We start from the raw sequence: 26,220 nt of genomic DNA, 5'->3' as shown, positions 1-26,220 counted from the left end.
CGCCGCTCACGCGCCGTCGAACGTCCAGTCGCGGAGCGCCTGCCGCACGAAATCACCGTCGACCGCCCGGAACAGCTGCTCGCTGCCGTCGTGGTCGCCGAACTCGAACTCCCGCACGACGACCACCGGCGTTCCGTCGTCGCCCTCGCCGGACACGAGGTTCGCGGTCGCCGCCAGCTCGTCCACGACTGCTTCCACCGTCACCGCCAGCTCGTGGCCGTCGCGGTCGGTTTCTCCGCGCCAATCCCGGGCCGCAGGCAGCCCCGCCCAGCCCAGCGCCACGCCGCGCTGTCCGTGCCTGAACGGCCGCCCCGACGTATCAGTCACCACCACACCCACGTCGGCCGCGAGCCCCGCCTGAATCCGCGCGGCGCTCTCCGCCGGCCGTTTGGGCAACAACAGCAACTCCGCACCCCCGGTGTTCGAGCGGTCGATGCCGGCGTTCACGCCGACGTGTCCACACGTCGTTTCCGTGAGCAGGAACGGCGCGTCCATGATGACCTCGGTCGCCTCCTCGATGACGGCCTGCGCGAACCGCGGGTCCTTCTGCTCGCCGGTCACGTCGGCCAGCCGCGCGGCGATCTCCTCGGCCCGCGGTCCCGGCGTGAACTCCGCGAGCGCGGCCGTGCGGCCTTCGGCTTTCGACACGACCGTGCTCGCCACGCACACCACGTCCCCGTCGGTCAGGTCGGCGCGCTCGGCCACCAACGCCGCGAGATCGTCGCCGGCGTCGATCTCCGGCAGTCCATCCACCGCGAACGCATGCATGGCTTGGCGTTGCACACACCGCCCAAAAGCCCCAGCGATACACGCGCCACCCCGGCCAGGAGTGAAAGGGTCTTGTCCACGGCCCCCCAAACCGGCGAGCGTGGGCGACGGTGACGAGGAGTTACCCCCTCCGAGCCCCTTGTGACGAGGCCGTTCTCCCGAGTCGCCCACTGTCCGACTCGGCAGCGCCGGCTAACTGAAGAACTGCTTGAGGTCGTCGCGCTTCGCGGCGTCGAAGTGGCTGTTCACGGCGTCCTCCAGCGCGGCGATGCGGTCTTTCTTGGCCGTGATCGGCGCGATCACGTCCTGCCACTGCTCCCAGGGCGGGTACAACCCCAGGCGGTCGGCGATGTCGTTGAGCCGCTCGTCGCGGTCGTCGACCTTATCCATCTTGTTCACCGCGACCACCGGCTGGACGCCCAACTCCTCGAGCAGGTAGTACAGCTCGACCACGTGGGGGATCTCGTCCCCGCCGCTGTGCCGGTCGATGATGTCGACGGCGGCCTTCCCGTCCAGCACGAGCACGCCCACCATGATGTTGTCGGCGTGCGACTCGACGTACCGGACGACCTCGGTTTTGATCGCTTCCTCGTGGCCGTCCTCGACGCCCTGCATGTACCCGAACCCGGGCAGGTCGGTGAGCATGAAGTCCTCGCTTGCCCAGTCGAAATGGTTCGGCTGGCGGGTGACGCCGGGCTTCTGGCCGGTCGGCACCTGGTGGCCGGTGACTGCCCGCATCAGTGTCGACTTCCCGACGTTCGACCGTCCGACGAGCACGACTTCGTCGCTGCGGTCGGGCCGATCCTTGAACATACCGTTGGTAGCCCGCCAGCCCGGTTAAGTAATGCGTCCCACGCCAACAGTCAAAGGAGTGTTTGAGTCTTGGTGGAACTCAAGCCCCAGCCCCGCCAAGCCGGATCCACGATGAACGCTCGATCCACGCTCAGTGTGTGTGCCGTCGCCGCCGTCCTCGTTGTCGCCGGGATCGCGGGCGCGACCGCCCTCGGCATGGGGCCGGCGTCGGCCGACACCCACACCACCGACTCGAAAGCGATCACGGTGTCGGCCGCCGGCACCGTCGACGCAACCGCCAACCAGGCGGTCATCGATGTCGCCGTGACCGCCAGCGGGAACGACTCCACCGCAGTCCGGGAGTCGTTGGCGGCCGACGTGCAGTCCGTCCGCGACGCCCTCGCCGCCGACGGCGTCCCCGCCAACACCGTCCGCACCACGAACTTCGACATCCGACAGCAACGCGACCGCACCCCGAACGGCGTCGAATACAGCGGCTACCGCGGCGTCCACGACCTCGAAATCACGACCAACGACACGTCCGCGGCGGGCGAACTCATCGACGTCGCCGTCACCAACGGCGCGGACACCATCGACGGCACGTCGTTCACGCTCTCCGACGCCAAACGGGACCGCCTCCACAACGACGCCCTGAACACCGCGATGGCCAACGCCAGACAGCGCGCCGACACCCTCGCGTCCGCCGGCGGGCTCGGCGTCGCCGGCGTCCACGCCATCGACTCCGCGGACACGACCGCCCATCCTCGCGCCGAGGCCGGCGGGATGGTCCCCCAGAGCACCACCGCCACCACCATCGACTCCGGCCCGGTCACCGTCACGGCCTCCGTCCAGGTGACGTACAACGCGACGGCGTAGCGCCATCAGCGAAGGCTTTTCTCCGCCGGCTGGCAACCCGATGGCGTGCGACTCGTCCAAGTCACGGTGCCAACCGGAAAACGCGACGCGGTGCTGGCCGCCCTCGACGACGAGGGCGTCGACTACGTCGTCACCCCCGAAACGGCAAGCACCGAATACACCGCCGTCGTGCATTTCCCGCTGCCCACCGCCGCGGTCAGCGACGTCCTCGACGCCCTCCAGGACGTGGGGCTGTCACAGGACGCCTACACCGTCGTCGTGGACGCCGAAACGGTCGTCTCCCGGCGCTTCGACGAACTGGACGCGCGCTACAGCGCCGACTCCGACGCCGCCGACGACCACATCGCCCGCGAGGAGCTGGTCGCGCGCGCCGCTGACCTCGCGCCCAACCGCGTGACGTACGCCGTGCTCACGCTCGTCAGCACCATCATCGCGACCGCGGGACTGCTGTTGGACTCGCCGGCCACCGTGGTTGGGTCGATGGTGATCGCGCCGCTGCTCGGCCCGGCGATGTCCGCCAGCGTCGGCACCGTCGTCGACGACGACGACCTGTTCGCGCGCGGCATCCGACTGCAGGTGGTCGGCGTCGCGCTCGCGGTCGTGGGCGCGGCCGCGTTCGCGTTCCTCGTGAAAACCACACACCTCGTGCCCCCCGGCCTCGACGTGTTGTCGCTGTCCGAGGTCCGGGAGCGACTCCGCCCCGACTTCCTGTCGCTCGTGGTCGCGCTCGGCTCCGGGGTTGCCGGCGTCTACAGTCTCATGTCCGGCGTCTCCTCGGCGCTGGTCGGGGTCGCCATCGCGGTGGCGCTCATCCCGCCGGCAGCCACCGTCGGCATCGGGATCGCGTGGGGGGTCCCCACACTCGCGGTCGGGTCCGCCGTGCTGGTCGCCGTGAACGTCCTCTCGATCAACCTCGCCGCGCTCGTCGGGCTCTGGTACTCCGGGTACCGCCCCCAGCGGTTCTTCGCGGTCGGCGACGCCCACGCCGCGCTCGTCAAGCGCGGCGTCACGCTCGCCGTCGCCATCGCCGTTCTCTCGGCGTTCCTCGGCGGCGTTACGCTCGCCTCCGTCGAGGCAGCCGACACCGAACAGGCCGTCGACCGCGCCATCGACGACGTGACCGCGCAGGCCGCTCACACCTCGGTCGTTGACGTCCAGTTCCAGTACGACCGCGGCCTCGTTTCGCGCCAGCCACACACAGTCATCGTCACGCTCGGCATCCCACCTGGCCAGCAGTATCCCGCGCTCGCGCAGTCGCTGGCCAAGCGCATCGAGACCGACACCGGACGGGAGCTCGCCGTCGAAGTCCGGTACGTCGAAACCCAGCGGGTCGCGCCATCCCGCCCCAACGAGTAAATACCGGCACCGAGTACCGCGGCGCATGCGCACGGAAACAGACGAGTCCCAGGACCCGACCGCCGCGACGCTCCGGCGCCGAGTCGCGGCCACACTCGACCGCGAGTTCCCCGACCTCAGCCGCGGGACGCGAGTGGTCCAGCGGGTGAACGCGGAGACCGGCCTCGTCACGCTGTCGTTCGACTGTGGGTGTTCCGACGGCGTCTCGCCGGACACCGAGCGCGCGATCGAGGCCACGCTCGTCGCGGACCTCGACGCCGTCACCGGCATCACAACGGACTCGGGCTGTGGCTGTGGGTCCACGGACACCAGCACGGACGACGCTGGCCCCACGGCACCGTTCTAGCGCGCGCAGTCCGCGGTTCGCGCTCGCTTCGCTCGGTCCGTCCCCGCTACTCCTCGAACGGCAGTTCTGGCTCGTGGCCGACCGCGTCGACGGCCGCGGTCAGCGTCTCCGTGACGCCCTCGCCGCCCTCGACGCTCATGTAGCAGTCCGCCTCGATCTCCGCCGAGAGGTCGGTCTTGCTGCAGACGGTGACCAGCGGGGCGTCGCCGAAGCGGTCGCCGACCTCCGCGCGCAGCGCCTGCTGGTCGGCGACCGGGTAGCCACACGCGGCGCTGGCGTCCACGAAGAACAGGATCACGTCCCCCACGTGCGTGAGCGCCGACACGGCCTGGTCTTCGATCTCGTTGCGCTCGTCGGCCGGCCGGTCGAGCAGCCCCGGGGTGTCGACGAGCTGCCACGTGACGTGGTCGCGCTCGAAATGCCCGATGTCCACGGACTTCGTCGTGAACGGATACTCGGCGGTCTCGATGCTGGCGTTGGTCACGGCGTTCACGAACGAGGACTTCCCCACGTTCGGGTAGCCAGCGACCACCACGGTCGGCACGTCCGGCTGGATCTCCGGCAGGGTCTTGAGGGCGTCACGGGCCGCGCCGACGGCTTCCAGGTCGTCTTCGACCTGGTCCATCACCGACCCCATGCGGCCGAACCCCTGCTTGCGGAGGCTGCGGGCTTTCTCGGCGTCGTTGGGGAGCCGGCCGATGTACTCGCGGCCGAGGTCGTGGGTCTTCGAGGACGCCCACGACAGCTCCGAGAGGTGCTGGCGGAGCTCGTCGACGCCGTCCTCGCTGGCGAACTCCTCGCGCAGGATGGCGTCGGCAAGCTCGCCGTAGAACGGATCGACGTGGTCGAAGTCCGGCCACTCGGTGACGACGTTGTGGAGGTTGTCACCCAGGATGTTCGACGCGGTCTGGAGCATCGACTGCTGTGCTTCCACGCCCTGCTTCGCGCGCCCGGCCCGGGCCGCTCGCGAGAACGCCTGGTCGATGAGTTCCTCCGACGTGGGCGTCGTCGGCAGGCTCTCGAAAATCATGCAACTGGATTCGCGGGCGAGACGTAAAAGGCCACGTATCCCCACGCGAGGGTTTTTGCGCCGCCCCCGCGTGGCGGGCACATGGTCAACTGGCGTGCGGTCCTCACCGGGTTCGGCGTTGCGTTCGTGCTCGGCGTGTTCGCGTTCGCGCTGCCGGGCATCGGCCACGCCGCGGCGGGGCTGGTCGGCGGGTTCGTCGCCGGCTGGATGGCCGACGACGGGGCCTGGAGCGGCGCGGTGCATGGCCTCCTGGCGGGCGCGCTCGGCGGCCTGGTCGTCGTGTCGCTGATCCTCGCTGCCAGCCTCGTCGGCGGGCTGCTGTTCGTCCCCATCGGCGTGCTCGGCGTCGGGGCGGCGCTCGCCGCGCTCGCCGTCTTCCTGGCGCTCGCCGTCGACAGCGCCATCGCCGGTGCCATCGGCGGCCTGCTCGCCTGACGGGGCTCTCGATGGCCGACGCCGCTGTGGACCTCCACCATCGGCGGCGCACGTCCCGCGACTACCGGCGGTCGTCGAGCTCGGCCAGCAGCGCCTCGACGTCCATGTCCTGTTGGGCGAGCACGACGAGCATGTGGTAGACGACGTCCGCGCCCTCGTGGGCGAGTTCGTCGGTGTCGCCGTCCTTGGCGGCGAGCAGGAACTCGGTGGCTTCCTCGCCGACTTTCTCCAGGGCGGCGTTCTCGCCTTTCTCGTCGTCGGCCAGCAGACTGGCCGTATACGAGTCCTCGGGCATTGTTTCCTTGCGATCCTCGATCACGTCGAACAGCTCGCGGAGCGGGTCACTCATCTCCCATCACCTCCCGGATGTCCCGCAGCTCATCAAACCCGTCGGGCGAGCGCGCACCCTGTGCGAACACGTCGTCGGCGACCGCGATCGGGGCGTTCGTGCGCGCCGCAAGCGCCAGCGAATCGCTGGGGCGCGCGTCGACCACCGTGCTCCCGCGGGGCGTCTCGACGTGCAGATCCGCGAAATACGTGCCCGCTTCGACGCTGGAAATCACGACCCGGTCGACGCGCCCGCCCAACTCCTCGACGAGGTCGAGGGTCACGTCGTGGGTGAGCGGGCGGCCGATGTCGACCGCGTCCAGGCCGCGCGCGATGCTCGCCGCCTCCTCGAAGCCCACGAAGATCGGGAGCACGTCGCCGCTGTCGTCGGCGTCGTCGCGTGCCAGGACGACCACCGCAATCGTGCCGTCGGGAGTGTCCGCCACTCGCACCGCGTCGATGTCGGCGTTCATGCGTCACCGGCCTGTGCGGACGGTGTTCGGTCGAAAAACGCGAGTTCGTGCAGCCGCACGTCGGCGGTCAGCTCCGGGTGGAACGACGTCGCAACCACGGGGCCGTCCCGGATCGCAACCGGACGCCCGTCCCAGGACGCAAGCACCGTCGCGTCCGCGCCGACCTCGTCGATGACCGGCGCGCGGATGAACACCGCGGGGAACGGGTCGGCGAGCCCGTCGACGTCCAGGGGGGCTTCGAAGGAGTCGACCTGGCGGCCGAACGCGTTCCGATCGACGGTCACGTCGAGTACATCAAGCGTTTCGACGCGGTCGTCGTTGGCGTCCGTCGAGGACACGATGAGGCCCGCGCACGTCGCCAGCAGCGGCTTGCCGGCGGCGACGTGGCTGCGGATCTCGGCGTCGATGCCCTCGCGGTCCAGCAGCCGGGAGATGGCCGTCGACTCCCCACCGGGCAACAGCAACACGTCACACTCCGGGACGACCCCCGCGGTCCGGATCTCACGCACGTCGGCGGGCTGGCCGTGAGCGTCGGCAGCGCGGCGGATCGCGGCGGCGTGTTCGGAGACGTCGCCCTGCACGGCGACAACACCGGCAGTCAGTGTCATACGCTGCCATATGCGGCTCCCGCGAAAAAACGTCTCGCTACGCGAAGAACTGTGCCAGCAACACCACCAGCCCGAAGAACGCCCCGACCGCAACGACGGACCGCGGGTCGATTTGGAGTGCGTTGGAGTCCTCGGAGTCGAAGTAGCGGACGAGGCCCGCACTGGACATCAGGCCGCCCGAGTTTTGACCACTGCTCATGGGTCAGTACTGTCAGCGCGCCCGCCTAAACCTTTCGAGTTGTCGCACCTCCGGCAACAGACGTGCCGTGAGAAACCCTTAACCACGAAGCCCGCCAATTCGGAGTATATCGATGACTGTCACCCTGAAAGACTTCTACGCGGACTGGTGCGGGCCGTGCAAGACTCAGGATCCGATCCTCGAAGAGCTCGAGGCGGACTACGACGAGGACGTGTCCTTCGAGAAGATCGACGTCGACGAAGCCGAGGACGTCGCAAACGAGTACCAAGTGCGTTCGATCCCGACCATCGTCGTGGAGAACGACGACGGCGTCGTCGAGCGGTTCGTCGGCGTCACGCAGCGCGAACAGCTCGAGGACGCAATCGAGTCCGCGGGCGCCTGAGCGCGCACACGTCACGCCGCCTTTTCCGCCGGCTTCGGTCGCGCCCAGCGGCGCCGCTGCATCCGTTCCGGTAGCCTTTCAGTCGTCCCGTCTGACCGTGGCACCATGTCAGCGGTGTCACCACCCGTCGCGCTCGCCGCCGGGGTCTCAACGGACGTGCTCGTCGTTTTCGGCGTGGTGGTGGGCGCGCTCGTGTTGTTCGTCACCGAGTGGCTGCCGATCGACGTCACCGCCATCCTCATCATGGTGGTGTTGGTGGTGCTGGAGCCGTGGACGCAGGTGTCGACGGCCGAGAGCCTCTCGGGGTTCTCGAACAAGGCGACCATCGCCGTGCTCGCAATGCTCATCCTGTCGACGGGCGTCAGCCGGACCGGGCTCGTCCAGCTCGTCGGCCGGAAGCTGTCGGCGTTCGCCGGCGAGAACAAGTCCCGACAGCTCGGCGCCACCATCGCCGCGGGCGGCCCGGTGTCCGGGTTCGTGAACAACACGCCCGTGGTTGCGATCCTCGTGCCCGTCATCTCGGACCTCGCGCACAAGGGCAAAACCAGTCCGTCGAAGCTGCTGATGCCGCTGTCGTTCGCGTCGATGCTGGGCGGAACGCTGACGCTCATCGGCACGTCGACGAACCTCCTGGCGAGCGAGACGACCGCCCGACTGGCCGACCAGCAGGGGATCGCGGGCCTGCACGCGTTCTCGATGTTCGAGTTCACACATCTCGGCGTCCTGGTGTTGGCGGTCGGGTCGCTGTACCTGTTCGTCGTCGCCCCCCGGCTGCTCTCCGATCGCGTCCCCGTCGAGGACGACTACCTCACGGAGTACGCGCTCGGCGACTACCTCTCGGAGGTCGTCGTCCGGGAGTCGTCGCCCATCGTCGGGCAGACGGTGCGGGCGGCCATCGACGCCGACCGGTTCGACGCCGACGTGTTGGGGCTGGTGCGCGACGGCGAGCGGTTCATCGAGCCACTCGGGCAGAAGGTCGTGCGTGCGGGGGACACGCTCACCATCCGCACCGGCCGTGAGACGCTGGCCGACATCGCGACCGTCGACGACCTCTCGCTGACGGGCGCGCCCGACGACGAGCGCGACCTCGAACCCACCACGCAGGACGAGCAGGCGCTCGTGGAGGTCGTCATCCACTCGGGGTCGTCGCTCGCCGGGCAGACGCTGTCCTCGTCGTCGTTCCGCGACCGCTACGACGCCAACGTGCTGGCGTTCCGGTCACGGGGAGAGACGGTCCACGAACGCATGGACGACCGGCGGCTCCGCGTCGGCGACACGCTGCTCGTGCAGGCACCGCGCTCGGGGATCGACAGGCTGTCGGCGAACCCCGATTTCATCGTCGCCCACGAGCCCGACGAGCCGGACTACCGGACGGAGAAGATCCCCCACGCCATCGGCATCGTCCTCGGGGTCGTGCTCGCGGCGACGGTGACCCCGTTTCACATCGTCACGACCGCGCTGGGCGGCGTCGTGGCGATGGTGTCGACCGGCGTCCTCCACCCGTCGGAGGTGTACGACTCCGTCGACTGGGACGTCATCTTCCTGCTGGCGGGCGTCATCCCCCTGGGCATCGCGCTCGAACAGACCGGGGCCGCACAGCTGCTCGGGGAGGCGATGGCCGCCACGGCGACGGTGCTTCCGGCGCTGGGTGTGCTGTGGGTGTTCTACCTGTTCACGGGCGTCATCACGAGCGTCATCTCGAACAACGCCAGCGTCGTGTTGCTGATTCCGGTCGCCGTCGAAGCCGCCGTCGAACTCGGCGCGAACCCGTTCGCGTTCGTGCTCGCGGTGACGTTCGCGGCGTCAACGGCGTTCATGACGCCGGTGGGCTATCAGACGAACCTCTTCGTGTACGGGCCGGGCGGCTACACGTTCAGTGACTTCTTCCGCGTCGGGCTCCCGCTGCAGTTGCTGTTGTCGGTGGTCACGGTTGGTGGCATTGCGGCCTTCTGGGGCGTCTAAGGCGGATATTTCTCGACGCGCCACTTGCCGTCCTCGACGTTGAAGCTGAACGTCCGCGACCCCTTATCGGACTGCACCATGAGCTTCCCCCCGGAGACGCTGTACCGCGTCAACATCTTCAGTTCGAGTTCCTCCCGTACCGTCTCGAAACACACCATGTGGCGGCCGTCGGCGACGTAGAACCCGATGTCCGTGAGCATCTGTTCGTCAGTCGACTGGAACTCCGCTCGCAGACGCGTGTCCGTCGCCTCGATCACTTCACCGCCGCCGCGATCGACCCACGCGGTGAACGCGTCGTTGAACGCGGCCGAAATGCTGTCGTCTGCCCACACTTGTTCCATGCGCGAAATCACGGCCGGGTGTGCTTAGCGTTTTGGGCTCTCACGGGAACCCAACGCTTAATTATCTAGTTGTACCATGTAGTGGTATGACGTTCGACTCATTCGCTGACGCAAACGAAGCCGAAGTCACACGCGCGATCACACGCCAGTGGACCGACGAGTTCCTCGACGACACGGAAACCGACGTGATCATCGTCGGCGGCGGTCCCTCCGGCCTGATGGCTGCCAAGGAGCTCGCCGACCGGGACGTAGACGTCACCATCATCGAGAAGAACAACTACCTCGGCGGCGGCTTCTGGCTCGGCGGGTTCCTGATGAACAAGCTCACCGTCCGGTCGCCCGCCGAAGCAGTCCTCGACGACCTCGGTGTGCCATACGAGTACGACGAAGAAAACGACGGGCTCGCGGTCGCTGACGCCCCACACGCCTGCTCGGCGATGATCACGGCCGCCTGCGATGCGGGCGCCCGCATCCAGAACATGACCGAGTTCACGGACATCGTCGTGCGCGACGACCACGCGGTCGCCGGTGCCGTCGTCAACTGGACGCCGGTGCACTCGCTGCCCCGTGAGCTCACCTGCGTCGATCCCATCGCGCTGGAAGCCGACGTGGTCGTCGACGCCACCGGCCACGACGCGGTCGTTGTCTCCAAGCTCCACGAACGCGGCGTCCTGGAGGCCGACGGCATCGAACACGTCGAGGAGCACGCCACCGGCATGGACCAGTCCGGTGACGGCGAATACGGCGCGCCCGGCCACGACTCCCCCGGCCACGACTCCATGTGGGTCGCCGACAGCGAGGACAAGGTCGTCGAACAGACCGGGAAAGTCCACGACGGCCTCGTGACCGCCGGACTCTCCACGGCGACCGTTCACGGCCTCACCCGCATGGGACCGACGTTCGGCGCGATGCTGCTCTCCGGAAAGGTCGCCGCCAACGCCGTCATGGACGAGCTCGCCGTCGACGAGCCGCGCGTTGACCTCCCCAGCACGGCCGCGCCCGCCGCAGACGACGACTAATGCACCCCGTTGCGCTCACGATCGCGGGCTCGGACAGCGGCGGCGGCGCCGGCATCCAGGCCGACCTCAAGACGTTCGAGGCCGGCGACGCCTTCGGCACCTCGGCGATCACCGCCGTCACGGCCCAGAACACGCACGGCGTCACCCACAGTGACATCCTTGCGCCCGAGACCGTGCGCGCGCAGATCGACGCCGTCACCACCGACTTCGACGTTTCCGCGGTCAAAACCGGGATGCTCGGCGACGCCGCCGTCGTCGACGCCGTCGCCACCGCGCTCGCGGAGACGCCGGCACCGGTGACCGTCGACCCCGTGGTCGTCTCCCAGTCCGGCGACCGGCTGCTCACCGAGTCGGGGATCGCCGCCGTCCGCGACGAGTTGCTCCCCCGCGCCACGCTCGCCACGCCCAACATCCCCGAAGCCGAGCTGCTTGCCGACACCGAGATCACCGACGAGACCGATCTCCGCGCGGCCGCCGAGGCGGTCTGCGAGCTCGGGCCGGACGCCACACTCCTCACCGGCGGCCACCTCGACGGCGACCCCGTCGACGTGTTCGCCGGCGACACCACCAGCGCGTTCACCCGCCCCCGCATCGAGACGCCCACCACGCATGGCTCCGGCTGCACGCTCTCGGCCGCGATCACTACGCGCCTCGCCCACGGCGACGCCCTGCGGCCGGCGGTCGAGCGCGGTATCGACGCGGTCGCAGCCGCCATCGACGGCGACCTCTCCGTGGGCGGCGGCGACGGGCCCGTCGACCACCGCCGCGCCACCGCCACACCCACCACGGGAGTCGGCGCCGGGATCACGGCCGTCCGGGACGTGGTTGCGATGCTCGAAGCCGAGTGGCCGCCCGCCCTGGTGCCGGAAGTCGGCATGAACGTCGCGGTTGCACCCCCGGCAGCCACCACGCCCGCCGACGTGGTCGCCGTTGATGGCCGCCTCCACGCCACCACGCGTGGCGTCCGCGCCGCCGGCGGCATCGAACCGGGGGCGTCGAGTCATATCGCCCGCTTCCTCCTGGGCGTGCGCTCCCACGACGCCGACGTGACCGCCGCCACCAACGTCCGGTGGAGCGCCGCCCGCGAGGACGCCCTGGGCGACCGCTGGGACACCGTCAGCGTCGACCGCACCACCGAGCCCGCGGACGCCGACGGCACGATGGATTGGACCGCACAACGCGTCATGGCGGACCGCGACAGCGCGCCCGACGCCGTCGTCGACTCCGGCGCTGTCGGCAAGGAAGCGATGGTGCGCGTGCTCGCCGCCGACGCGGACGCGCTCACCGCGAAGCTCCGCACGGTGGCCTCACTCGAACGTGACGCCGACGTCGCGTAGGTCGTCGTTGTACCGCGCGAGGTTGATCAACAGCGGCGTCAGCGACTCGACCTCCGCGGCGTTCTCCACCGGCCCGGCGTCCAGCGCGCGCAGCCCCGTGATGTCGTCTGCGAGCTCCGCCACGCGCGTTCGCGCGCCCTCGTCGTCACCCACAACGAGCGTGTCCGCGTCCAGTTCGGTGTCCAGGTCCGCGAGCCGGTCGGCCGCGAGGTTGTGGAACGCACCCACCACGTCGACACCGTCGGGTGCGGCGTCCGCCACCAACGCCGTGACGCTGCCCGCCGACGGCGGGTTGTAGTGGAGCCCGTCCTCGCTGCTGGAGATGCCGACCGCCGGCGAGATCACCAGCGTGTCCGCGTCGAGCCTGTCCGCGACAGCGCCCATGACATCGGTGACGTGGTAGGCGGGCACCGCCACCACCACGACGTCCGCGCGGTCGGCCGCCATCTCGTTGGCGAACCCCGTGAGCTTGCGGTCGACGCCTTGATCGGCCAACGTGTCCTCGTACGCTGCCGCCGTCTCCCGCGCCTTCTCGGGGTCCCGCGACCCGATCACGATGTCGTGGTCGCTGTCGGTGGCCCACCGCAGTGCTAGTCCCGCGCCGATGTCGCCGGTTCCGCCGAGCAACGCGATTCGCATACGCCGACGGTCGGCCGGCACCCGAATAAGGATTGCGTGGGCGTCTCACACCACGGCTCGACGGCTGGTCGCCAGCCGCCCGCCCGTGTCACTGCCCGAGAAGCGCCGGCAGATCGTTCACGGAGTCCAGGACGTGGTCGGCGCCGGCGGTGTGGTATTTCTGGCGGCCGGCCTCGCCGGTCAGCCCGCCGGTCAGCACGCCCACCGCGTGGTACTCGCGGCCGGGGTCCGCCTCGCGGGCGTTCAGCGCCGTCGCCACGTCGTCGAGCGTGTCCCCCACGAACACCACCGAGTCCGCCCCGGTGCGCTCGGCGAGCGCGATCAGCGCCCGGGGGTTCGGTTTGCCAGCCGCCCAGTCGTCCATCGTGAAGCGGCGCTCTCCCGGGATGTCCAGGCCAACGCGGTCCAAGGCCACGTCGGCTTCGTCGCTGGGCCGCCCGGTCAGCACGCACACCGGCCAGTCGGCGGTCAGCGCGTCGCCCGTTTCGGGCGCGAGCAAGCGGTCCTCGTCGTGGATGAACCCCGGCGCGGCCAGGTCGGGGTCGCCCCCCTCGAAGCGGCGGTAGTACTCGGTGCCGAGATACAGCTGCTGGAAGACGTCCCGCAGCCGCTCGGGCTGCCAGGCGTCGCGCACGCGCTCGACGGCGGCCGGGCCGAGGCTGGCGTCTACGACCGCCTCTGCGCCCGCCAGCCCGCCGCCGTGCTCGGCGATCGCGTCCGTGAACGCGCCCACGCCCCCGATGGTGCCGTTCTCCCGGGACGCAAGCACCCACAACGCAGCCGCGTCCGTCACCGTCCAGTCGTTGTTGAACCCGCCAGCGTCCTTGAACTGCTGGATGTCAGCCCGCTCGATGGTGTCGCCGTACACGTGCTCGACGGCTTCCACGATGGCGCGCCGATACGACTCAGCCACGTCCACGAGCACCCCATCCACGTCCAGGACAACCGCGTCAACCTCCATACGCCGGCTGTCGGGCGCACCCGGCAAGTCAGTTACGCGTCCCGCGCCACGAACAGCGTCCCTGACGCCACCGTTCGTCGCTCGCTCACCGGCACAACGACCGGCTCACCACCCAGCGTCGTGAGATAACACGCCGCGCCGACCGCCCCGGCAACGTCCACGACCGCCCGCTGCAGCTCGGGCGGACACCGCAGGGCGTACACGGCGTCGGCAGCCTCGTATACGGCCCGCTCGGGGTCCGTGACGTCGTCACGCACGAACCTGACCGTCTCGGGCACCGTACACGCCTCGATGTCGGTTGCCGTCACCGCACACCCGCGCTCCGCCAACGCCGCCGCGACGTCCGGTCGCGCTCCGATCCCGACCTCCACAACGCGGCTGTGGGCCGCCAACACCGCGGCGACCGTCGGTGGCTGTGTCACGGCGGGATGTTTATGCCATCCCACGCTTAACGGTACCCCATGCGGGTAGACATCGTCCCCGTCGGCGACGTGCCCGCGCACGTCAAACGGCAGGCATCGTCCAGCCTCCGCTCGGTCTACGACTGCGAGGTCGTCGTTGCCTCCGAACAGGACGTGCCGACGGCGGCGTACGACGAGGCCCGGAGCCAGTACCGTGCTGCGGAGTTCATCGACACCGCGACCCGGGCCACCAGCGGCGACAAAACCATCGCCATCACGCCCCACGACCTCTTCTACCGCCGCCGCAACTACGTCTTCGGGCTGGCGTATCTCGACGGCCGCGGCTGCGTCGTCTCCACGTACCGCCTCCAGACCTCAAGCGACGGTGGCTTCTCCAATCGGTCTTCGAGCGACGTCTTCGACGACCGCGTCCGCAAGGAAGTCGTCCACGAACTCGGCCACACGCTCGGCCTCGAACACTGCGACAACAACCGGTGTGCGATGAACTTCTCGCCCACCGTCCGCGAAGTCGACCGCAAGGAAGAGAACCTCTGTGGGAGCTGCCAGCGCACCGTCTTCTAACCGCCCTCGGGGCTGGTCAGTCCTCGTTCAACTGCTCGGCCCGCCCCGTGGCCTTCGCGGTGACCTCCGGCCGCGCTTCGAAGCCGAAGGCGATCCGCTCGCCGTAGTCCGGCTCGTGGACCATCCCCCGGTCGTGGCACCACGACACGAAGGCGTTGCCGGCATCGGTGTTGGGCACCGACAGCGAGACGCGCCTGCGGTCCGGCAGCGCGTCGGTCAGGCGCTCCCGGAGCGCGTCTAATCCCTCGGCCTCCGTCGCGCTCGTGACGACCGGCGCGTGCCCGGCGTGCTCGGCGAGTAGCCGGCGTTTCGCGTCGAGGTCCGTGGCGGCGTCCCGCTTGTTCAGGACGGGGACGAGTGTCCCCTCGGCGTCCGCCAGTTCGTCGCGACTCGCTTCCACCTTCGCGCGAATCCCCTCGCGGTCGTCGGTCGCGTCCACGACGAGGAGAACGGCGTCGGCCTCCCGGGCGGCCGCGAGCGTCGTCCGGAACGACGACAGCAGCCAGCGCGGCAGGTCGTTCACGAACCCGACCGTGTCCGTGAGGAGGACGCGGCGCTCGCCGACGGTCGCCCGGCGCGTCGTCGTGTTCAGCGTCTCGAACAGTCGGTCGCGGGAGGCTGCCGTGTCGGTGCGGTCGCCGTGGCCGTCGTTCTCGTCGACGGCGAGGTCGTCCGCGAGCCGCCTGAGGAGGGTGGACTTCCCGGCGTTCGTGTAGCCCGCGAGCGCCACGAGGTCGAAGCCCGACTCCCGGCGGGCCTCGCGGAGGCCGTCGTCGGCGTCGTCGAGCTGGTCCAGTTCCCCTCGAAGGTCCGTGATGCGCTGGCGGTAGTCCGCCTTCAGCTGTGCGGCCGGACGTTCGCCGCCGCTCCGGAACCCCTGTCGGCCCTGGGTCTCGCCGCGCTCGACGCGGGCTTGCGCTCGCGGGAGTTCGTACCGGAGTTCGGCGAGCCGGACTTCCAGCCGGGCGCGCTTGGTCTCCGCGCGCTCCCCGAAGATGTCCAACACGAGGCGCGCGCGGTCGACCACCTCCGCGCCGACGGCCTCCTGGAGGTTGTGCGCGCGCCCCGGGTCGAGGTGGTCGTCGACGACCACGAGGTCGGCGCTCCGGCGCTCGACCAGGCCTGCGATGTCGGCGACCGCGCCGTCGCCGAGGTCGTAGGTCGGGTCGCGGGGCCGCGCCTGCGTGCGTTCCGCGACGACCTCGACGCCCGCCGCCTCGCAGAGCGCACGGATCTCGTCGGTCTCGATGGGGGTGTCTGTTCGTCGCTTCGCGACGACCGCTGTCGAATTCCGTCTGTCTGTCATGTACGCGTGGGTGTCTCGCTGGGTCAGCAACCGGTCCCCGTCGTGACGCCCGCACGCGGCAGCCGCCGGCCGCCGGCGGCGGCCGGGTCGGACGCCCGGCTATCGGTCGAGCACGGTCATATGAACGCCAGCGGCGCCAAACAACAAAACCCTACCGGCCGCTTAACCGACGCCGTCACCCGAACGGGGCTCGCACGCCCCGGCCCGCATTCACGTCGTGTAGTAGTACTCGCCGTCGCGTTTCTGCTGTTTGTCGAGCTGGCTGTCGGGTTTGTTGATGCGCGGGCGGCCGAGGCGCTCGTCGCGCCGGAACGTCACGTCGAGGTTCGCGAGGAACTCGTTCATCCCCGAGCGCATCGCCTGGGGGGGCGACGCCTGCCCGTGTTCGGCGGGCTCGCCGTCGAACACCATCAGCCGGTCGCTCACCAGATCGATCATGTAGATGTCGTGGTCGATCACCATCACGGTGCTCTCGTTGTTCTCCGCGAACCGCCGGATGGCGCGGGTCGCGAGCACGCGCTGCTCGACGTCGAGGTGCGCGCTCGGCTCGTCCAACAGATAGAGGTCGGCGTCCTTCGAGAGGGTCGCCGCGATGGCGACGCGCTGGCGCTCCCCGCCGGAGAGGTCCGGCAGGCGTTGCTCCATGATCGGATCCAGTTGCAGCGGATCCGCGATCTCGGTCTGCCAGTAGCTCGTCCCCACGTCGTCCGTGACCGACGAGAGGAACGCGTCGACGCGCATCTGCTGGTCGGCCTCCACGTACTGGGGCTTGTACGCGATGTCCAGCCCCACGTCGAGGGCCGCGCCCGCCTCGCCGCCGACGCTCGACGGCTCCAGGCCGCCCGCGAGCAACTGCGCGAACGTCGACTTCCCGATGCCGTTCGGTCCGACGACGCCCAGCACCTCGTTGCGGTTGATGTCGCCGCCCTCGACGGACAGCGTGAACTCGCCGTCACCGTAGGACTTCGTCATGTCGGGATACGACACGAGCGTGTCCCGGCGGCTGGCCGACCGGGGGGCGTGCTCCTCGAACTCGATGGCCTCCGGGCGCACGCGCATGTTCTCGTTTTCGAGGTATCCGCGGAGGTACTCGTTGATGCCGTTGCGGACGCTTTTCGGCGGCGTCACGACGCCGTAGACGGACGGCTCACCGTACGCGACGTGAATGGAGTCCGCCAGCATGTCCAGGACCGCGAGGTCGTGCTCGACGACGAGCACGGCCTTGTCGGCGTCTTCGGCGAGCTCCCGCACGAGGCGCGCCGCGGTGACGCGCTGGCCGATGTCCAGGTACGGCGTCAGCTCGTCCACGAAGTAGAAATCGGCGTCCCGCGCGAGCGTCGCGGCGAGCGCGACGCGCTGGAGCTCCCCGCCCGACAGCGAATCGATCGCCTGATCCATCACCGGCCGGATCGACAGCCGGTCGACGAGGTCATCGAGCACGCCGCGCTCGTCGGTCGCCTCCAACAGCTGGCGGGTGTTGCCGTCGAACTGTGCGGGGATCTCGTCGACGTACTGGGGCTTTTTCGCGACGTCGACGTCGCCGTCCCGGACGGCCGCCAGGTAGTCCTGGAGCTCGGTCCCGCGGTATTCGTCGACGACCTCGTCCCAGTCGGGCGGCGACTCGTGGCGGCCGAGGTTCGGCGTCACTTCCCCGGCGAGCAAGTCGACGGCCGTCGACTTCCCGATGCCGTTGGGGCCAAGCAGGCCGGTGACCTTCCCGGACTCCGGCACCGGCAGCCCGTACAGCGAGAAGGAGTTCTCCCCGTAGCGGTGGGTCGGCTGGTCGTCGAGCTCCTGGGGGAGGTTGATGATCTCGATGGCGTCGAACGGACATTTCTCGACGCAGATGCCACAGGACTCCCCGAGACAGATCTCCTCGCTGATGTGGACTTGGTCGGGGTCGCCGTCCCCGGCGTCCTCGCCGCGGAGCGTGATGCACTCCTTGCCGGTGCGGTTCGGCGGGCAGTAGTTCGAACACTCGTAGTTACACCGGTCCGGTTGACACCGATCCAGGTCGACGACCGCGATGCTGTCGTCCGCCATCGTTACAGGCTCACGCCGGCGGTCAGGAGCACGCCCCACGTGACGAACCACAGCGCGAACGTCATGAACGCGACGTAGAAGTAGTCTTTCGCGGAGAACTCTCCGATGTCGACGCCGAACGCCCGCATGAGACCAAGCTCGACGATAACCAGCCCGAGCAACACGAGCAAGCCCATGCGGCTGGTCGGGTCGGAGACGGCCACCTCCGACACGAACGCCGCCACCACCCCGCCGAGCGTGGCGATGGTCGTGACCGTCAGGCTTCGCCGATGAGCGGCCGTCGGGTCCAGGTTCTCTGCCATACGGTGGTGTGTGGTGGCCGCGCTCAAAAGCAGTTCGCTTGCCGGATGACGCCCCACCGACAGGTCACGTGAACAGTTCCCGTGAGACGACTTCCCGGTGCTTTAAGCGCGTGGAGTGTTTCGAATCGTAATGATGGCTGCAGACGACAGCGTACTCGAAGACCTCCCACCGAGCGCCAAACTCGTCTTCAAGGTCCTCGAATACGACGGCCCACTCACACAGAAACGCATCGTCGAGGAAACAATGCTCTCGGCGCGCACCGTCCGGTACGCGCTCGAACGGCTCGAAGACCGTGACGCCGTCGACGAAGACATCTACTTCGCCGACGCTCGCCAGAGTCTGTATGATCTCACTCCGGACGCTGCCCCGGAGGACGCCGACGCGGACGCCGAAGCAGCCTGAGAACTCCGTTCTGACGCCCCACACGCGGCGTCACTGCTGGTCGACGCTACGCGTTCGGCACGACCGTGATCATCCGCTCGGTGTCGATGGCGCGCTCTAACTCCTCGGCGATGGTCGAGCCACGAGACACCTTGATGTCGCCGCCTCGGCCCACCGTCGCCGTGAACAAGTACTCGCCGTCGGCCTGCACTTCGACGGTCTCACCGGCGCGGTCGTCGCCCATCGGGACGATGATGTGTCGACTCGTGATCTCCGGGGTCACGATCTCCCCCGCCTGCGCGTCGTCGGTGTCGCTGTCGGGGTCGGCTGCCGACTCCGTGGGGCGCTCGTCGAGCGTGCGCACGTCGATGTCGATGCCAAGCCGGTTCTCGATGTCCGCGATGCGGCCCCCGCCCTTCCCGATGACGTGGCTGATGTCGTCGTCGGAGACGTAGACGACCGCGTCGTTTGGCCCCCGAATGTCGACCGCCACGCGGTCCCGGGTGGCGGCCTGGATCTCCCGTTCGACCTCCTGCTTTGCGAGCTTGTCCACGCCGGACTCCCCGGCACCGCCGCTTTCGCCGTCGAGTGGCACGGTCACGACCTGGCGGTTGAACGTGTACAGCTCGTACGCCGGCACGTTCGTCTCGAAGTCCCGCACCTGGATGACCGGGCGCGCGAGGTCCTCTTCCATCAGTCCCTCCGGCACCTTCACCTCCGTGGTCACGTCGTAGACGGTCTCGACGTTGCCGGCCTCGATGTAGACGACGGTGTCCACGATCTGGGGGATCATGCCCAGCTCGACGCGCCCGACGAGCCGCTGGAGGGCGTCGATGGGGCGGGTGGCGTGGACCACGCCGACCATCCCGACGCCAGCCAGCCGCATGTCCGAGAACACCTCGAAGTCGTCGGTCTTCCGGACTTCGTCGTAGATGGTGTAATCCGGCCGCACCATCAACAGGGAGTCGGCGGTCTTCTCCATGGACCCACTCAGCGCCGTGTACTGCGTGACCTCCTCGTCGAGTTGGAGGTCCCGCGGTTTCTCCATGGTCTTCACGACGTTGCCGGCGTCAGCGAGGAACTCCGCGACCGCCTGCGCGAACGTGGATTTCCCCGCGCCGGGTGCGCCCGCGATGAGCACGCCACGGTCGCGTTCGAGCAGGCGCTCACGGAGGGCGTCGGCCTGCGTGTAGTCGTCCATCGTCGTCTTCACGATCGGCCGCACGGCGGTGATCTCGACGCGCTCGCTGAACGGCGGCTCCGAGATGGCGATGCGCAGATCCCGCACTTGCGCGATGGTCATGCCGTCCTCCGAGAGCTCGATGAAGGCGTCGTCGGCGCGCTTCGCGGTTGAGACGATCTCCGTGGCGTACTCCCGCACGAGCGATTCGTCGAGGGCGTCCTCGCCGATGGCCTGGTATTCGATTTCACCCACGTCACCGCGCTTGGCCTTCGGCACCATCCCCGCTTTCAGGTGGAGGCTCATCGTGTCCTCGTCGAGGTACTCCTCGATGGCGAGCGCCTCGAAATCCGGTTCCAGGGGTTCGAGGAACTCCACGTCGATGCCCTTGCCTTCCGCGACCTCCGCTTGCACGATGTCGCTGGTGACGAACGTCGCGTCGTGGGCGGCCGCCACGTCGCGGATGATGGCGTCGATGGCGCCCGCCGCCGCGCGCTTGATGTCGTCTTCGTCGGCGCGCTCGCCGACGTACTCGACGGTGATCGCTCCGTCGTCGGCGAGTTCGACGAGCCGCTGGAGTTCTTCGAGGGCGTCCCACCCGGTCTGCCGGCCGCCGTTGGCTTGTGCCTCGACTTCGCCCACGACCGCTTCGGGCACATACACTGTCGCGCCTTCGTAGGTCCCGTCCTCGACGCCCCGCGAGATGCGGCCGTCGACGACGACGCTCGTGTCCGGAACGACGTTCATTTCACTGTCCGTAGTCTCGGCGCACGGATAAGGGTGTTTGGCCGCGACCGGCGAGATCACCCCGCTGCCCGGCAGGCCACCGCCGAGCGCGGCCGCTGTGGGGTGGCAAGCAGTGAGATGGGACGTGCCCAGGTCCCCGACAAGTCCGGTGTGATGGACGGTGCCACTGACAGCGCCCCCGAGCGTGACCGCAAGCGTGGGATGGCGTGCGCGCCGTGGGGGTGCGGGATGGATTCGACTGGCGCCGGTCTACGGTGGCGCCGATTTCTGGTAGGCGCGCCGGACGTAAAAGTTGTATGGTGTATGTTAACATGCACATGAATTTCGATGACACACTGCGGCACCCCGTACCCTCGCGATCCCACTGCGTTCCGCGACACGAACGCTGATAGTACCCCGGTGTCGATGCACACACATGGCACACGCCACACAGTCTCCGGACGCCTACGACGCCCTCCTCGATCACTACGAAACCATCACCGGCCTCGGCGGTGCGGCCGGCATCCTCAGCTGGGATCAAGAGGTCATGATGCCCGAGGGTGGCACGCCCGCCCGTTCGACGCAGAAATCAGCGGTGTCGACGGTCAGACACGACCTGCTGACCGACCAGCAGGTCGCCGATTGGCTCGACGACCTCGCCGACGCCGACCTCACGGACGAACAGGCGGCGGTCGTCCGCGAGATCCGCCGCGAGCACGAACGCGCCGCCCGCGTCCCCAGCGACCTGATCGCCGACCTCTCGGAGAAGACCTCCGAGGCCCACCCCAAGTGGAAGCAGGCCCGCGAGGAAGACGACTTCTCGATCTTCGCGCCGGTCCTGGAGGACCTCATCGACCTCAAACGGGAGTACGCCACCCACATCGACCCCGACGCAGACGCCTACGAGGTCCTGTTCGCCGACTACGAGCCCTATCTCGACCTCGACACCGCAGAACGCGTGCTCGAACGCCTCCGGGACGAACTCGTCCCGCTCATCGCGGACATCCGCGACAGCGACGTGACCCTCGCGGACCCGTTCGCGGGCAGCCAGTTCGACGTGGACACCCAGGAGGACCTCGCCCGTGACGTGCTCGACACGCTCGGCTACGACTGGGAGCACGGCCGGATCGACACCGCCCCCCATCCGTTCTCCTCGGGCACCCCCTTCGACGCCCGCGTCACCACCCGCTTCGACCCCGAGAAACCCGTCGACGCCCTGCTGTCGACCATCCACGAGTTCGGCCACGCCCGCTACACGCTCGGGCTCCCCCGAGCGGAGTACGGTACCCCCCTCGGCGAATCACGCGACCTGACCGTCCACGAGTCACAGAGCCGGCTCTGGGAGAACCACATCGGCCGCTCGCCGGCGTTCTGGGAGGCGTTCCTGCCCGAGATGAAAACCCAGTTCCCGCAGGTCGAGGACGCCACCCCACGGGCGGCCTTCGAGGCCGCCAACGAGATCTTCGAGGACAACCTCATCCGCGTCGAGGCGGACGAACTCACCTACCACATGCATATCGTGGTGCGCTTCGAGATCGAGCGCGAACTCATCGAGGGCGATCTCGACGTCGCGGACGTGCCCGAGGCCTGGAACGACAAGTACGAGGAGTACCTGGGCGTCCGCCCCGAGACCGACGCCGAGGGCTGTCTGCAGGACATCCACTGGAGCCAGGGGTCGATCGGTTACTTCCCGACGTACTCGCTGGGCAGCGTGCTCGCCGCCCAGATATTCGCCGCGCTGGAGGCCGACATCGGCCCCGTCGACGAACGCGTCCGCGAGGGCGACTTCGATGTCGTCGGTGACTGGCTGGAATCCAACGTCCACCAGCACGGCGCCCGCTACACCACGCCCGACCTGGTTCGTGAAGCCACCGGTGAGGCGTTCACGGCCGACTACTTCCTCGATCACGTCCACGAGAAGTACGGCGAGCTGTACGACCTCTGACGCCGCGTCAGGCGGTGCGAACAGCCGGTAGTTATTTTATCGCGGCGACTACTACGATATGGTCACCTTTGGGGTGCTGCGCGAGGAGTGGGCAGCCCGGCAGCCCACACTGTGAGGGGCAGCCGTTTATCTGGCTGCCCACCGTCGGGACGAGTATGCGCGCAGCCGTCTATCAGGGACCCGGCGAGATCGCCGTCGAAGAGGTACCGAAACCCGACATCGAGTCGCCCGACGACGCCGTGATTCGCGTGACTCACACCGCGGTCTGTGGCTCCGACCTCTGGTTCTATCGGGGGGACAGCGACCGCGAGGCGGGGTCGCGGGTCGGCCACGAGCCCATGGGCATCGTCGAGGAAGTCGGCGACGACGTGACCTCGGTCGCGCCCGGGGACCGCGTCATCGCACCGTTCGCGATCTCCTGTGGGGAGTGTGAGTTCTGCCGGCAGGGTTTGTACACGTCCTGTGTGGAAGACGAGTCCTGGGGCAGCGAGGCCAACGGCGGGGGCCAGGGCGAGTACGTCAAGTGTCCGTTCGCGGACGGCACGCTCGTTCGGGTGCCGGACCGCTACGCCGACGACGAGGACGTACTCGAATCGCTGCTGCCGCTGACCGACGTGATGGGCACCGGCCACCACGCCGCCGTCAGCGCGGGCGTCGGCGAGGGTGACACGGTCGTCGTCGTCGGCGACGGCGCGGTCGGGCTGTGTGGCGTGCTCGCCGCCCAGCGCCTCGGTGCCGAGCGCATCATCGCGATGGGCCACCACGAGGACCGCCTCGAACTCGCCGCGGAGTTCGGCGCGACGGACACGATCTCGGCGCGCGGCGACGACGCAATCGAGCGAGCGCGAGACCTCACGCACGGCGGCGCGAACCACGTCATGGAGTGCGTGGGCGCGGCGTCCGCGATGGACTCCGCCATCGCCATCGCGCGGCCCGGCGGCACCGTCGGTTACGTCGGCGTGCCCTACGGCGTCGAGGACGGCGGGCTGGACGTGTTCACCATGTTCTCGGACAACATCACCATCCGGGGCGGGGTCGCGCCGGTTCGGGCGTACGCCGAGGAGCTGATGGCCGACGTGCTGCAGGGGACGCTTGATCCGTCGCCGATCTTCACGAAGACCGTCGACCTCGACGGTGTCCCGGAGGGGTACGCGGCCATGGACGACCGGGAGGCGATCAAAGTGCTGGTGAAGGCCTGACCGGTCCACCAGCCGGCGGCGGTGTCGTGGACGCGACTCCTGTGTGTGGTACTACCTGACACCTTGCAGTAGCTTGAAGTGATGGCGCGGTGTACCATGGCATGCATGTCGAGCGCACAGACTTCGGACGACTCCCTGCTGGACGAGTTCCTCGAAGACCGCGGCCACGACACCCGGACGTGGGACGAGAGCTACAACAAAAAGCAGTGTCCGGAGTGTGGTGGGCTCCACGACGTAGACGCACGAACCTGCACAGTCTGTGGCTGGGGACCGAACTAACGCCGGTCACGCGCACCGACCCGCGACCATCGCCTTGCGGTTCTGTCGGGAGCATCGTACGCCGCTGCGCGCGCCGCCCACCCCCGTGTGTGGCCGCTCCGGCGGCCGACGAAACCGGGTGGGTTTGACGCCCGGTTCGGAGTGGCAGAATTTCAATCGGTTTATACACCATTAGCTCCTCTAGTGCTGCAATGACGGACTCGGAGCCGGAAGTCACGCGGCTGTTCGGTGGTCCGGGGAGCGGGAAAACGACCGCGCTCCTCGACCACGTCGAGGAAATCCTCAGCGAGGACGACGTCTCGGTTCGAGACATCCTCGTCGTGTCGTACACGCGCGCTGCAGCCGCCGAGGTCCGGGAACGACTCGCCGAGCGACTCGACATGAACCCGCGATCCCTGCGGGGGAACGTCGCCACGATGCACGCCAAAGCCTACGAACTCCTCGGGTTGTCCCGTGGGGACGTCGTCGGCGAGAGCGACAAGGAGGCGTTCTGTGAGGAGTACGGCATCTCCTTCGAGGACGAGTACGCCTCCGGGTCGCGCCGGACGGCGCGCTCGACGACGCTGGGGAACAAGGTCATCGCCACCTCACAGTGGCTCCAGCGAACCAGCCGGGACGTCTCGGAGTGGTACGACGTTCCCTTCCGCTGGGACGACGAGGAGGTCCGCCTCCCCCCGGAGATCGACGAGAACGCACAGGTCGGGAACAAGTACACGCCGACGTGGCCGTCCAGCGACGAACGCCACGACATCCCCGAGGCGATCCGGGCGTGGCGGACGTACAAAGGCGAGAACGAACTCGTCGGGTTCGCGGACATGCTCGAACGCGTCGAGCAGCGCTCGCTGCTGCCGAACGTCGAGTACCTCGTCATCGACGAGTTCCAGGACATCACGAGCCTCCAGTACGACGTCTACGAGGAGTGGCGGCCCCACATGGATCGCGTCCTCATCGCGGGCGACGACGACCAGGTGGTGTACGCCTGGCAGGGCGCCGACCCCCGCCTGCTGCTCGACACCACGGTCACCGACGACCAGGTGTTGCCCAACTCCTATCGGCTCCCCTCCCAAGTGCTTGAGATCGTCCAACAGGAGATCAGTCACATCGACACCCGCCAGGAGAAAGACCTGAAACCCCGCAAGGAGGGCGGCAGCGTCGAAGCGATCGACAGCCCGTCGATGCTGGATCTCGTGCGGAACGTGCGGCGGACCGTCGAGGCCACCGACGACGACACGGTGATGATCCTGTTCCGGGCGCGCTACCAGCTGTTCGACTTCGTGGACGAGTTCATCGGTGACGGCATCCCGTTCCGCGCGCTCACCGACCAGCGGATGTGGACCGACCGCCTCCAACAGTACATCAACGCCGTCGAAGCCCTGGAGACCGACGACGACGTCAACGGCCTGGAGGCTCGCCGGCTCATGGATATGCTCCAGGATTCGGCGTTCGGCACCAACGACCGCAGCGATCTCCGGGAGGCCATCGACGAGGCCCAAGGCGAGAGCACTGATCTCACGGAGCTGACGTTCCCCGCGGAGTTCATCCGGGACTACGTGCCGTTCGTTCCCGGGCCGTCGGCGGCCGCCGACATGCTGCGGAAGGTCACGCGCTACCAGCGCCGCAGCATCGACGCCTACTTCGAGGGTGACTACCGTGGCATGGATCCGGATCGGGTGCGCGTCGGCACGATCCACTCCGCGAAGGGCCGCGAGGCCGATCACGTCTTCTTGGCGACGGATCTCACGGAGAAGGTCGTCGAGCAGATGGCGGCGACCGCCGACCCCGAGACGGTGCCCGACGACGTGGAGTTCACGAGCAAAACCAGCCCGGTGCCGATCCTGACTGACAACGAGCGCCGCGTCTTCTACGTGGGGATGAGCCGTGCCCGCGAGCGCTTGGTACTGTTGCAGGACCTCGTCGGCGGCGCGCCGACGCTCCCCATCGACGTGTTGCTGTACGGCGAGCGGACCGGACAGACGCTTGCGGACGCGCTGGACGCCGATACGCCGGTGCAGATCCCGTAACCA

At 68.6% G+C, this 26,220-nt stretch carries 29 protein-coding genes; 14 read left to right on the top strand and 15 right to left on the bottom strand.

Annotation, left to right across the window (positions count from 1 at the left end; genetic code table 11):
- Positions 1-6: 6 nt before the first annotated feature.
- Both JRZ79_RS23625 and engB read right to left on the bottom strand, forming a co-directional pair.
- A complete protein-coding gene (locus JRZ79_RS23625) occupies positions 7-768 on the bottom strand; it encodes a coenzyme F420-0:L-glutamate ligase (RefSeq protein WP_136360981.1) in 762 nt (253 codons plus the stop codon).
- A 192-nt stretch (positions 769-960) separates the two neighbouring features.
- Positions 961-1,581: a GTP-binding protein EngB gene (engB, locus tag JRZ79_RS23620; RefSeq protein WP_010903933.1), complete on the bottom strand. Its 621-nt coding sequence runs from the start codon at positions 1,579-1,581 to the stop codon at positions 961-963.
- 111 nt (positions 1,582-1,692) lie between these two features.
- Between engB and JRZ79_RS23615 the strand changes: the two genes are divergently transcribed.
- The 3 genes from JRZ79_RS23615 to JRZ79_RS23605 are packed head-to-tail and all read left to right on the top strand — an operon-like array spanning position 1,693 to position 4,138.
- Positions 1,693-2,436, top strand: a complete 744-nt coding sequence (locus tag JRZ79_RS23615; protein ID WP_136360983.1) for an SIMPL domain-containing protein — start codon at positions 1,693-1,695, stop codon at positions 2,434-2,436.
- A 45-nt stretch (positions 2,437-2,481) separates the two neighbouring features.
- The gene (locus JRZ79_RS23610) at positions 2,482-3,792 is read left to right on the top strand and encodes a TIGR00341 family protein (RefSeq protein ID WP_012289527.1); all 1,311 of its coding nucleotides are present in this window, start codon (positions 2,482-2,484) and stop codon (positions 3,790-3,792) included.
- A gap of 25 nt (positions 3,793-3,817) precedes the next feature.
- Positions 3,818-4,138 carry a hypothetical protein gene (locus tag JRZ79_RS23605; RefSeq protein WP_205252303.1) on the top strand — a complete coding sequence of 107 codons (321 nt, stop codon included), beginning with the start codon at positions 3,818-3,820 and terminating at the stop codon, positions 4,136-4,138.
- Between the two features lie 46 nt (positions 4,139-4,184).
- On the opposite strand, the gene JRZ79_RS23600 is transcribed toward JRZ79_RS23605, so the two are convergent.
- The gene (locus tag JRZ79_RS23600; protein WP_205252302.1) at positions 4,185-5,168 is read right to left on the bottom strand and encodes an NOG1 family protein; all 984 of its coding nucleotides are present in this window, start codon (positions 5,166-5,168) and stop codon (positions 4,185-4,187) included.
- Positions 5,169-5,249: 81 nt separating this feature from the next.
- Here JRZ79_RS23600 and JRZ79_RS23595 point away from each other — a divergent pair, with 81 nt between their 5' ends.
- Entirely contained in the window at positions 5,250-5,603 is a 354-nt protein-coding gene (locus JRZ79_RS23595) for a DUF5518 domain-containing protein (RefSeq protein WP_205252301.1), read from the top strand.
- A 61-nt stretch (positions 5,604-5,664) separates the two neighbouring features.
- On the opposite strand, the gene hisE is transcribed toward JRZ79_RS23595, so the two are convergent.
- The 4 genes from hisE to JRZ79_RS23575 are packed head-to-tail and all read right to left on the bottom strand — an operon-like array spanning position 5,665 to position 7,210.
- Positions 5,665-5,952, bottom strand: a complete 288-nt coding sequence (hisE, locus tag JRZ79_RS23590; RefSeq protein WP_136360986.1) for a phosphoribosyl-ATP diphosphatase — start codon at positions 5,950-5,952, stop codon at positions 5,665-5,667.
- Positions 5,945-6,403, bottom strand: a complete 459-nt coding sequence (locus tag JRZ79_RS23585) for a bifunctional nuclease family protein (protein WP_010903940.1) — start codon at positions 6,401-6,403, stop codon at positions 5,945-5,947. Before JRZ79_RS23585 ends, hisE begins: the two co-directional genes overlap by 8 nt.
- A complete protein-coding gene (pdxT, locus tag JRZ79_RS23580) occupies positions 6,400-7,011 on the bottom strand; it encodes a pyridoxal 5'-phosphate synthase glutaminase subunit PdxT (protein ID WP_010903941.1) in 612 nt (203 codons plus the stop codon). Before pdxT ends, JRZ79_RS23585 begins: the two co-directional genes overlap by 4 nt.
- A gap of 37 nt (positions 7,012-7,048) precedes the next feature.
- Complete coding sequence (locus tag JRZ79_RS23575) at positions 7,049-7,210, bottom strand: preprotein translocase subunit Sec61beta (RefSeq protein ID WP_010903942.1); 162 nt, start codon at positions 7,208-7,210, stop codon at positions 7,049-7,051.
- A 112-nt stretch (positions 7,211-7,322) separates the two neighbouring features.
- Between JRZ79_RS23575 and trxA the strand changes: the two genes are divergently transcribed.
- Positions 7,323-7,592, top strand: coding sequence for a thioredoxin (gene trxA / locus JRZ79_RS23570; protein WP_010903943.1), 270 nt, complete (start codon positions 7,323-7,325; stop codon positions 7,590-7,592).
- A 105-nt stretch (positions 7,593-7,697) separates the two neighbouring features.
- Positions 7,698-9,554 carry an SLC13 family permease gene (locus JRZ79_RS23565; RefSeq protein WP_205252300.1) on the top strand — a complete coding sequence of 619 codons (1,857 nt, stop codon included), beginning with the start codon at positions 7,698-7,700 and terminating at the stop codon, positions 9,552-9,554.
- Here the strand turns inward: JRZ79_RS23565 and JRZ79_RS23560 are convergent.
- The gene (locus JRZ79_RS23560) at positions 9,551-9,895 is read right to left on the bottom strand and encodes a hypothetical protein (RefSeq protein WP_010903945.1); all 345 of its coding nucleotides are present in this window, start codon (positions 9,893-9,895) and stop codon (positions 9,551-9,553) included. The two genes, JRZ79_RS23565 and JRZ79_RS23560, sit on opposite strands and share 4 nt — an antisense overlap.
- A gap of 86 nt (positions 9,896-9,981) precedes the next feature.
- On the opposite strand from JRZ79_RS23560, the gene JRZ79_RS23555 reads away from it, so the two are divergent.
- Positions 9,982-10,914 (top strand): sulfide-dependent adenosine diphosphate thiazole synthase, encoded by a 933-nt coding sequence (locus JRZ79_RS23555; protein WP_010903946.1) that lies wholly within the window; start codon positions 9,982-9,984, stop codon positions 10,912-10,914.
- A complete protein-coding gene (gene thiD / locus JRZ79_RS23550; protein WP_205252299.1) occupies positions 10,914-12,251 on the top strand; it encodes a bifunctional hydroxymethylpyrimidine kinase/phosphomethylpyrimidine kinase in 1,338 nt (445 codons plus the stop codon). The genes JRZ79_RS23555 and thiD overlap by 1 nt, the downstream gene beginning before the upstream one ends.
- Here thiD and npdG read toward each other — a convergent pair.
- The 3 genes from npdG to JRZ79_RS23535 form a co-directional block, all read right to left on the bottom strand.
- Entirely contained in the window at positions 12,222-12,890 is a 669-nt protein-coding gene (gene npdG / locus JRZ79_RS23545; protein ID WP_205252298.1) for an NADPH-dependent F420 reductase, read from the bottom strand. The two genes, thiD and npdG, sit on opposite strands and share 30 nt — an antisense overlap.
- 88 nt (positions 12,891-12,978) lie before the next feature.
- Positions 12,979-13,851 carry a TIGR01548 family HAD-type hydrolase gene (locus tag JRZ79_RS23540; RefSeq protein ID WP_136360990.1) on the bottom strand — a complete coding sequence of 291 codons (873 nt, stop codon included), beginning with the start codon at positions 13,849-13,851 and terminating at the stop codon, positions 12,979-12,981.
- A 32-nt stretch (positions 13,852-13,883) separates the two neighbouring features.
- The gene (locus tag JRZ79_RS23535; protein WP_136360991.1) at positions 13,884-14,273 is read right to left on the bottom strand and encodes a UPF0146 family protein; all 390 of its coding nucleotides are present in this window, start codon (positions 14,271-14,273) and stop codon (positions 13,884-13,886) included.
- Between the two features lie 39 nt (positions 14,274-14,312).
- On the opposite strand from JRZ79_RS23535, the gene JRZ79_RS23530 reads away from it, so the two are divergent.
- Complete coding sequence (locus JRZ79_RS23530) at positions 14,313-14,834, top strand: archaemetzincin family Zn-dependent metalloprotease (protein ID WP_010903951.1); 522 nt, start codon at positions 14,313-14,315, stop codon at positions 14,832-14,834.
- Between the two features lie 16 nt (positions 14,835-14,850).
- Here JRZ79_RS23530 and hflX read toward each other — a convergent pair whose 3' ends face one another.
- The 3 genes from hflX to JRZ79_RS23515 form a co-directional block, all read right to left on the bottom strand.
- The gene (gene hflX, locus JRZ79_RS23525; protein ID WP_205252297.1) at positions 14,851-16,140 is read right to left on the bottom strand and encodes a GTPase HflX; all 1,290 of its coding nucleotides are present in this window, start codon (positions 16,138-16,140) and stop codon (positions 14,851-14,853) included.
- A 210-nt stretch (positions 16,141-16,350) separates the two neighbouring features.
- A complete protein-coding gene (locus tag JRZ79_RS23520; protein WP_010903953.1) occupies positions 16,351-18,183 on the bottom strand; it encodes a ribosome biogenesis/translation initiation ATPase RLI in 1,833 nt (610 codons plus the stop codon).
- 2 nt (positions 18,184-18,185) lie between these two features.
- Positions 18,186-18,485: a hypothetical protein gene (locus JRZ79_RS23515; protein ID WP_136360994.1), complete on the bottom strand. Its 300-nt coding sequence runs from the start codon at positions 18,483-18,485 to the stop codon at positions 18,186-18,188.
- A gap of 130 nt (positions 18,486-18,615) precedes the next feature.
- On the opposite strand from JRZ79_RS23515, the gene JRZ79_RS23510 reads away from it, so the two are divergent.
- A complete protein-coding gene (locus JRZ79_RS23510) occupies positions 18,616-18,888 on the top strand; it encodes a helix-turn-helix domain-containing protein (protein WP_010903955.1) in 273 nt (90 codons plus the stop codon).
- 46 nt (positions 18,889-18,934) lie between these two features.
- On the opposite strand, the gene JRZ79_RS23505 is transcribed toward JRZ79_RS23510, so the two are convergent.
- Positions 18,935-20,794, bottom strand: a complete 1,860-nt coding sequence (locus tag JRZ79_RS23505) for a PINc/VapC family ATPase (RefSeq protein WP_010903956.1) — start codon at positions 20,792-20,794, stop codon at positions 18,935-18,937.
- A gap of 415 nt (positions 20,795-21,209) precedes the next feature.
- Here JRZ79_RS23505 and JRZ79_RS23500 point away from each other — a divergent pair, with 415 nt between their 5' ends.
- The 4 genes from JRZ79_RS23500 to JRZ79_RS23485 all read left to right on the top strand — a co-directional run bounded on the left by JRZ79_RS23500 (position 21,210) and on the right by JRZ79_RS23485 (position 26,217).
- Positions 21,210-22,718: a carboxypeptidase M32 gene (locus JRZ79_RS23500; RefSeq protein WP_205252296.1), complete on the top strand. Its 1,509-nt coding sequence runs from the start codon at positions 21,210-21,212 to the stop codon at positions 22,716-22,718.
- Between the two features lie 155 nt (positions 22,719-22,873).
- Complete coding sequence (locus JRZ79_RS23495; protein WP_205252295.1) at positions 22,874-23,917, top strand: zinc-dependent alcohol dehydrogenase family protein; 1,044 nt, start codon at positions 22,874-22,876, stop codon at positions 23,915-23,917.
- 105 nt (positions 23,918-24,022) lie between these two features.
- Positions 24,023-24,196 (top strand): HVO_0416 family zinc finger protein, encoded by a 174-nt coding sequence (locus JRZ79_RS23490; RefSeq protein WP_012289528.1) that lies wholly within the window; start codon positions 24,023-24,025, stop codon positions 24,194-24,196.
- Between the two features lie 191 nt (positions 24,197-24,387).
- The gene (locus JRZ79_RS23485; protein ID WP_010903960.1) at positions 24,388-26,217 is read left to right on the top strand and encodes an ATP-dependent helicase; all 1,830 of its coding nucleotides are present in this window, start codon (positions 24,388-24,390) and stop codon (positions 26,215-26,217) included.
- Positions 26,218-26,220 lie beyond the last annotated feature (3 nt).

Source organism: Halobacterium sp. BOL4-2 (assembly GCF_016917835.2).
GTDB classification, from domain to species: domain Archaea; phylum Halobacteriota; class Halobacteria; order Halobacteriales; family Halobacteriaceae; genus Halobacterium; species Halobacterium salinarum.
The sequence above is the reverse complement of the archived record's forward strand: the minus strand, read 5'-3'. Positions and strand labels throughout refer to the sequence as shown.

Excerpts from the sequence above, each read along its gene's own strand:
- JRZ79_RS23625 (WP_136360981.1), bottom strand. The coding sequence starts at position 768 with ATGCATGCGTTCGCGGTGGATGGACTGCCGGAGATCGACGCCGGCGAC.
- engB (WP_010903933.1), bottom strand. The coding sequence starts at position 1,581 with ATGTTCAAGGATCGGCCCGACCGCAGCGACGAAGTCGTGCTCGTCGGA.
- JRZ79_RS23615 (WP_136360983.1), top strand. The coding sequence starts at position 1,693 with ATGAACGCTCGATCCACGCTCAGTGTGTGTGCCGTCGCCGCCGTCCTC.
- JRZ79_RS23605 (WP_205252303.1), top strand. The coding sequence starts at position 3,818 with ATGCGCACGGAAACAGACGAGTCCCAGGACCCGACCGCCGCGACGCTC.
- JRZ79_RS23600 (WP_205252302.1), bottom strand. The coding sequence starts at position 5,168 with ATGATTTTCGAGAGCCTGCCGACGACGCCCACGTCGGAGGAACTCATC.
- JRZ79_RS23595 (WP_205252301.1), top strand. The coding sequence starts at position 5,250 with ATGGTCAACTGGCGTGCGGTCCTCACCGGGTTCGGCGTTGCGTTCGTG.
- hisE (WP_136360986.1), bottom strand. The coding sequence starts at position 5,952 with ATGAGTGACCCGCTCCGCGAGCTGTTCGACGTGATCGAGGATCGCAAG.
- JRZ79_RS23585 (WP_010903940.1), bottom strand. The coding sequence starts at position 6,403 with ATGAACGCCGACATCGACGCGGTGCGAGTGGCGGACACTCCCGACGGC.
- pdxT (WP_010903941.1), bottom strand. The coding sequence starts at position 7,011 with ATGACACTGACTGCCGGTGTTGTCGCCGTGCAGGGCGACGTCTCCGAA.
- JRZ79_RS23575 (WP_010903942.1), bottom strand. The coding sequence starts at position 7,210 with ATGAGCAGTGGTCAAAACTCGGGCGGCCTGATGTCCAGTGCGGGCCTC.
- trxA (WP_010903943.1), top strand. The coding sequence starts at position 7,323 with ATGACTGTCACCCTGAAAGACTTCTACGCGGACTGGTGCGGGCCGTGC.
- JRZ79_RS23565 (WP_205252300.1), top strand. The coding sequence starts at position 7,698 with ATGTCAGCGGTGTCACCACCCGTCGCGCTCGCCGCCGGGGTCTCAACG.
- JRZ79_RS23560 (WP_010903945.1), bottom strand. The coding sequence starts at position 9,895 with ATGGAACAAGTGTGGGCAGACGACAGCATTTCGGCCGCGTTCAACGAC.
- JRZ79_RS23555 (WP_010903946.1), top strand. The coding sequence starts at position 9,982 with ATGACGTTCGACTCATTCGCTGACGCAAACGAAGCCGAAGTCACACGC.
- thiD (WP_205252299.1), top strand. The coding sequence starts at position 10,914 with ATGCACCCCGTTGCGCTCACGATCGCGGGCTCGGACAGCGGCGGCGGC.
- npdG (WP_205252298.1), bottom strand. The coding sequence starts at position 12,890 with ATGCGAATCGCGTTGCTCGGCGGAACCGGCGACATCGGCGCGGGACTA.
- JRZ79_RS23540 (WP_136360990.1), bottom strand. The coding sequence starts at position 13,851 with ATGGAGGTTGACGCGGTTGTCCTGGACGTGGATGGGGTGCTCGTGGAC.
- JRZ79_RS23530 (WP_010903951.1), top strand. The coding sequence starts at position 14,313 with ATGCGGGTAGACATCGTCCCCGTCGGCGACGTGCCCGCGCACGTCAAA.
- hflX (WP_205252297.1), bottom strand. The coding sequence starts at position 16,140 with ATGACAGACAGACGGAATTCGACAGCGGTCGTCGCGAAGCGACGAACA.
- JRZ79_RS23520 (WP_010903953.1), bottom strand. The coding sequence starts at position 18,183 with ATGGCGGACGACAGCATCGCGGTCGTCGACCTGGATCGGTGTCAACCG.
- JRZ79_RS23515 (WP_136360994.1), bottom strand. The coding sequence starts at position 18,485 with ATGGCAGAGAACCTGGACCCGACGGCCGCTCATCGGCGAAGCCTGACG.
- JRZ79_RS23510 (WP_010903955.1), top strand. The coding sequence starts at position 18,616 with ATGATGGCTGCAGACGACAGCGTACTCGAAGACCTCCCACCGAGCGCC.
- JRZ79_RS23505 (WP_010903956.1), bottom strand. The coding sequence starts at position 20,794 with ATGAACGTCGTTCCGGACACGAGCGTCGTCGTCGACGGCCGCATCTCG.
- JRZ79_RS23500 (WP_205252296.1), top strand. The coding sequence starts at position 21,210 with ATGGCACACGCCACACAGTCTCCGGACGCCTACGACGCCCTCCTCGAT.
- JRZ79_RS23495 (WP_205252295.1), top strand. The coding sequence starts at position 22,874 with ATGCGCGCAGCCGTCTATCAGGGACCCGGCGAGATCGCCGTCGAAGAG.
- JRZ79_RS23490 (WP_012289528.1), top strand. The coding sequence starts at position 24,023 with ATGTCGAGCGCACAGACTTCGGACGACTCCCTGCTGGACGAGTTCCTC.
- JRZ79_RS23485 (WP_010903960.1), top strand. The coding sequence starts at position 24,388 with ATGACGGACTCGGAGCCGGAAGTCACGCGGCTGTTCGGTGGTCCGGGG.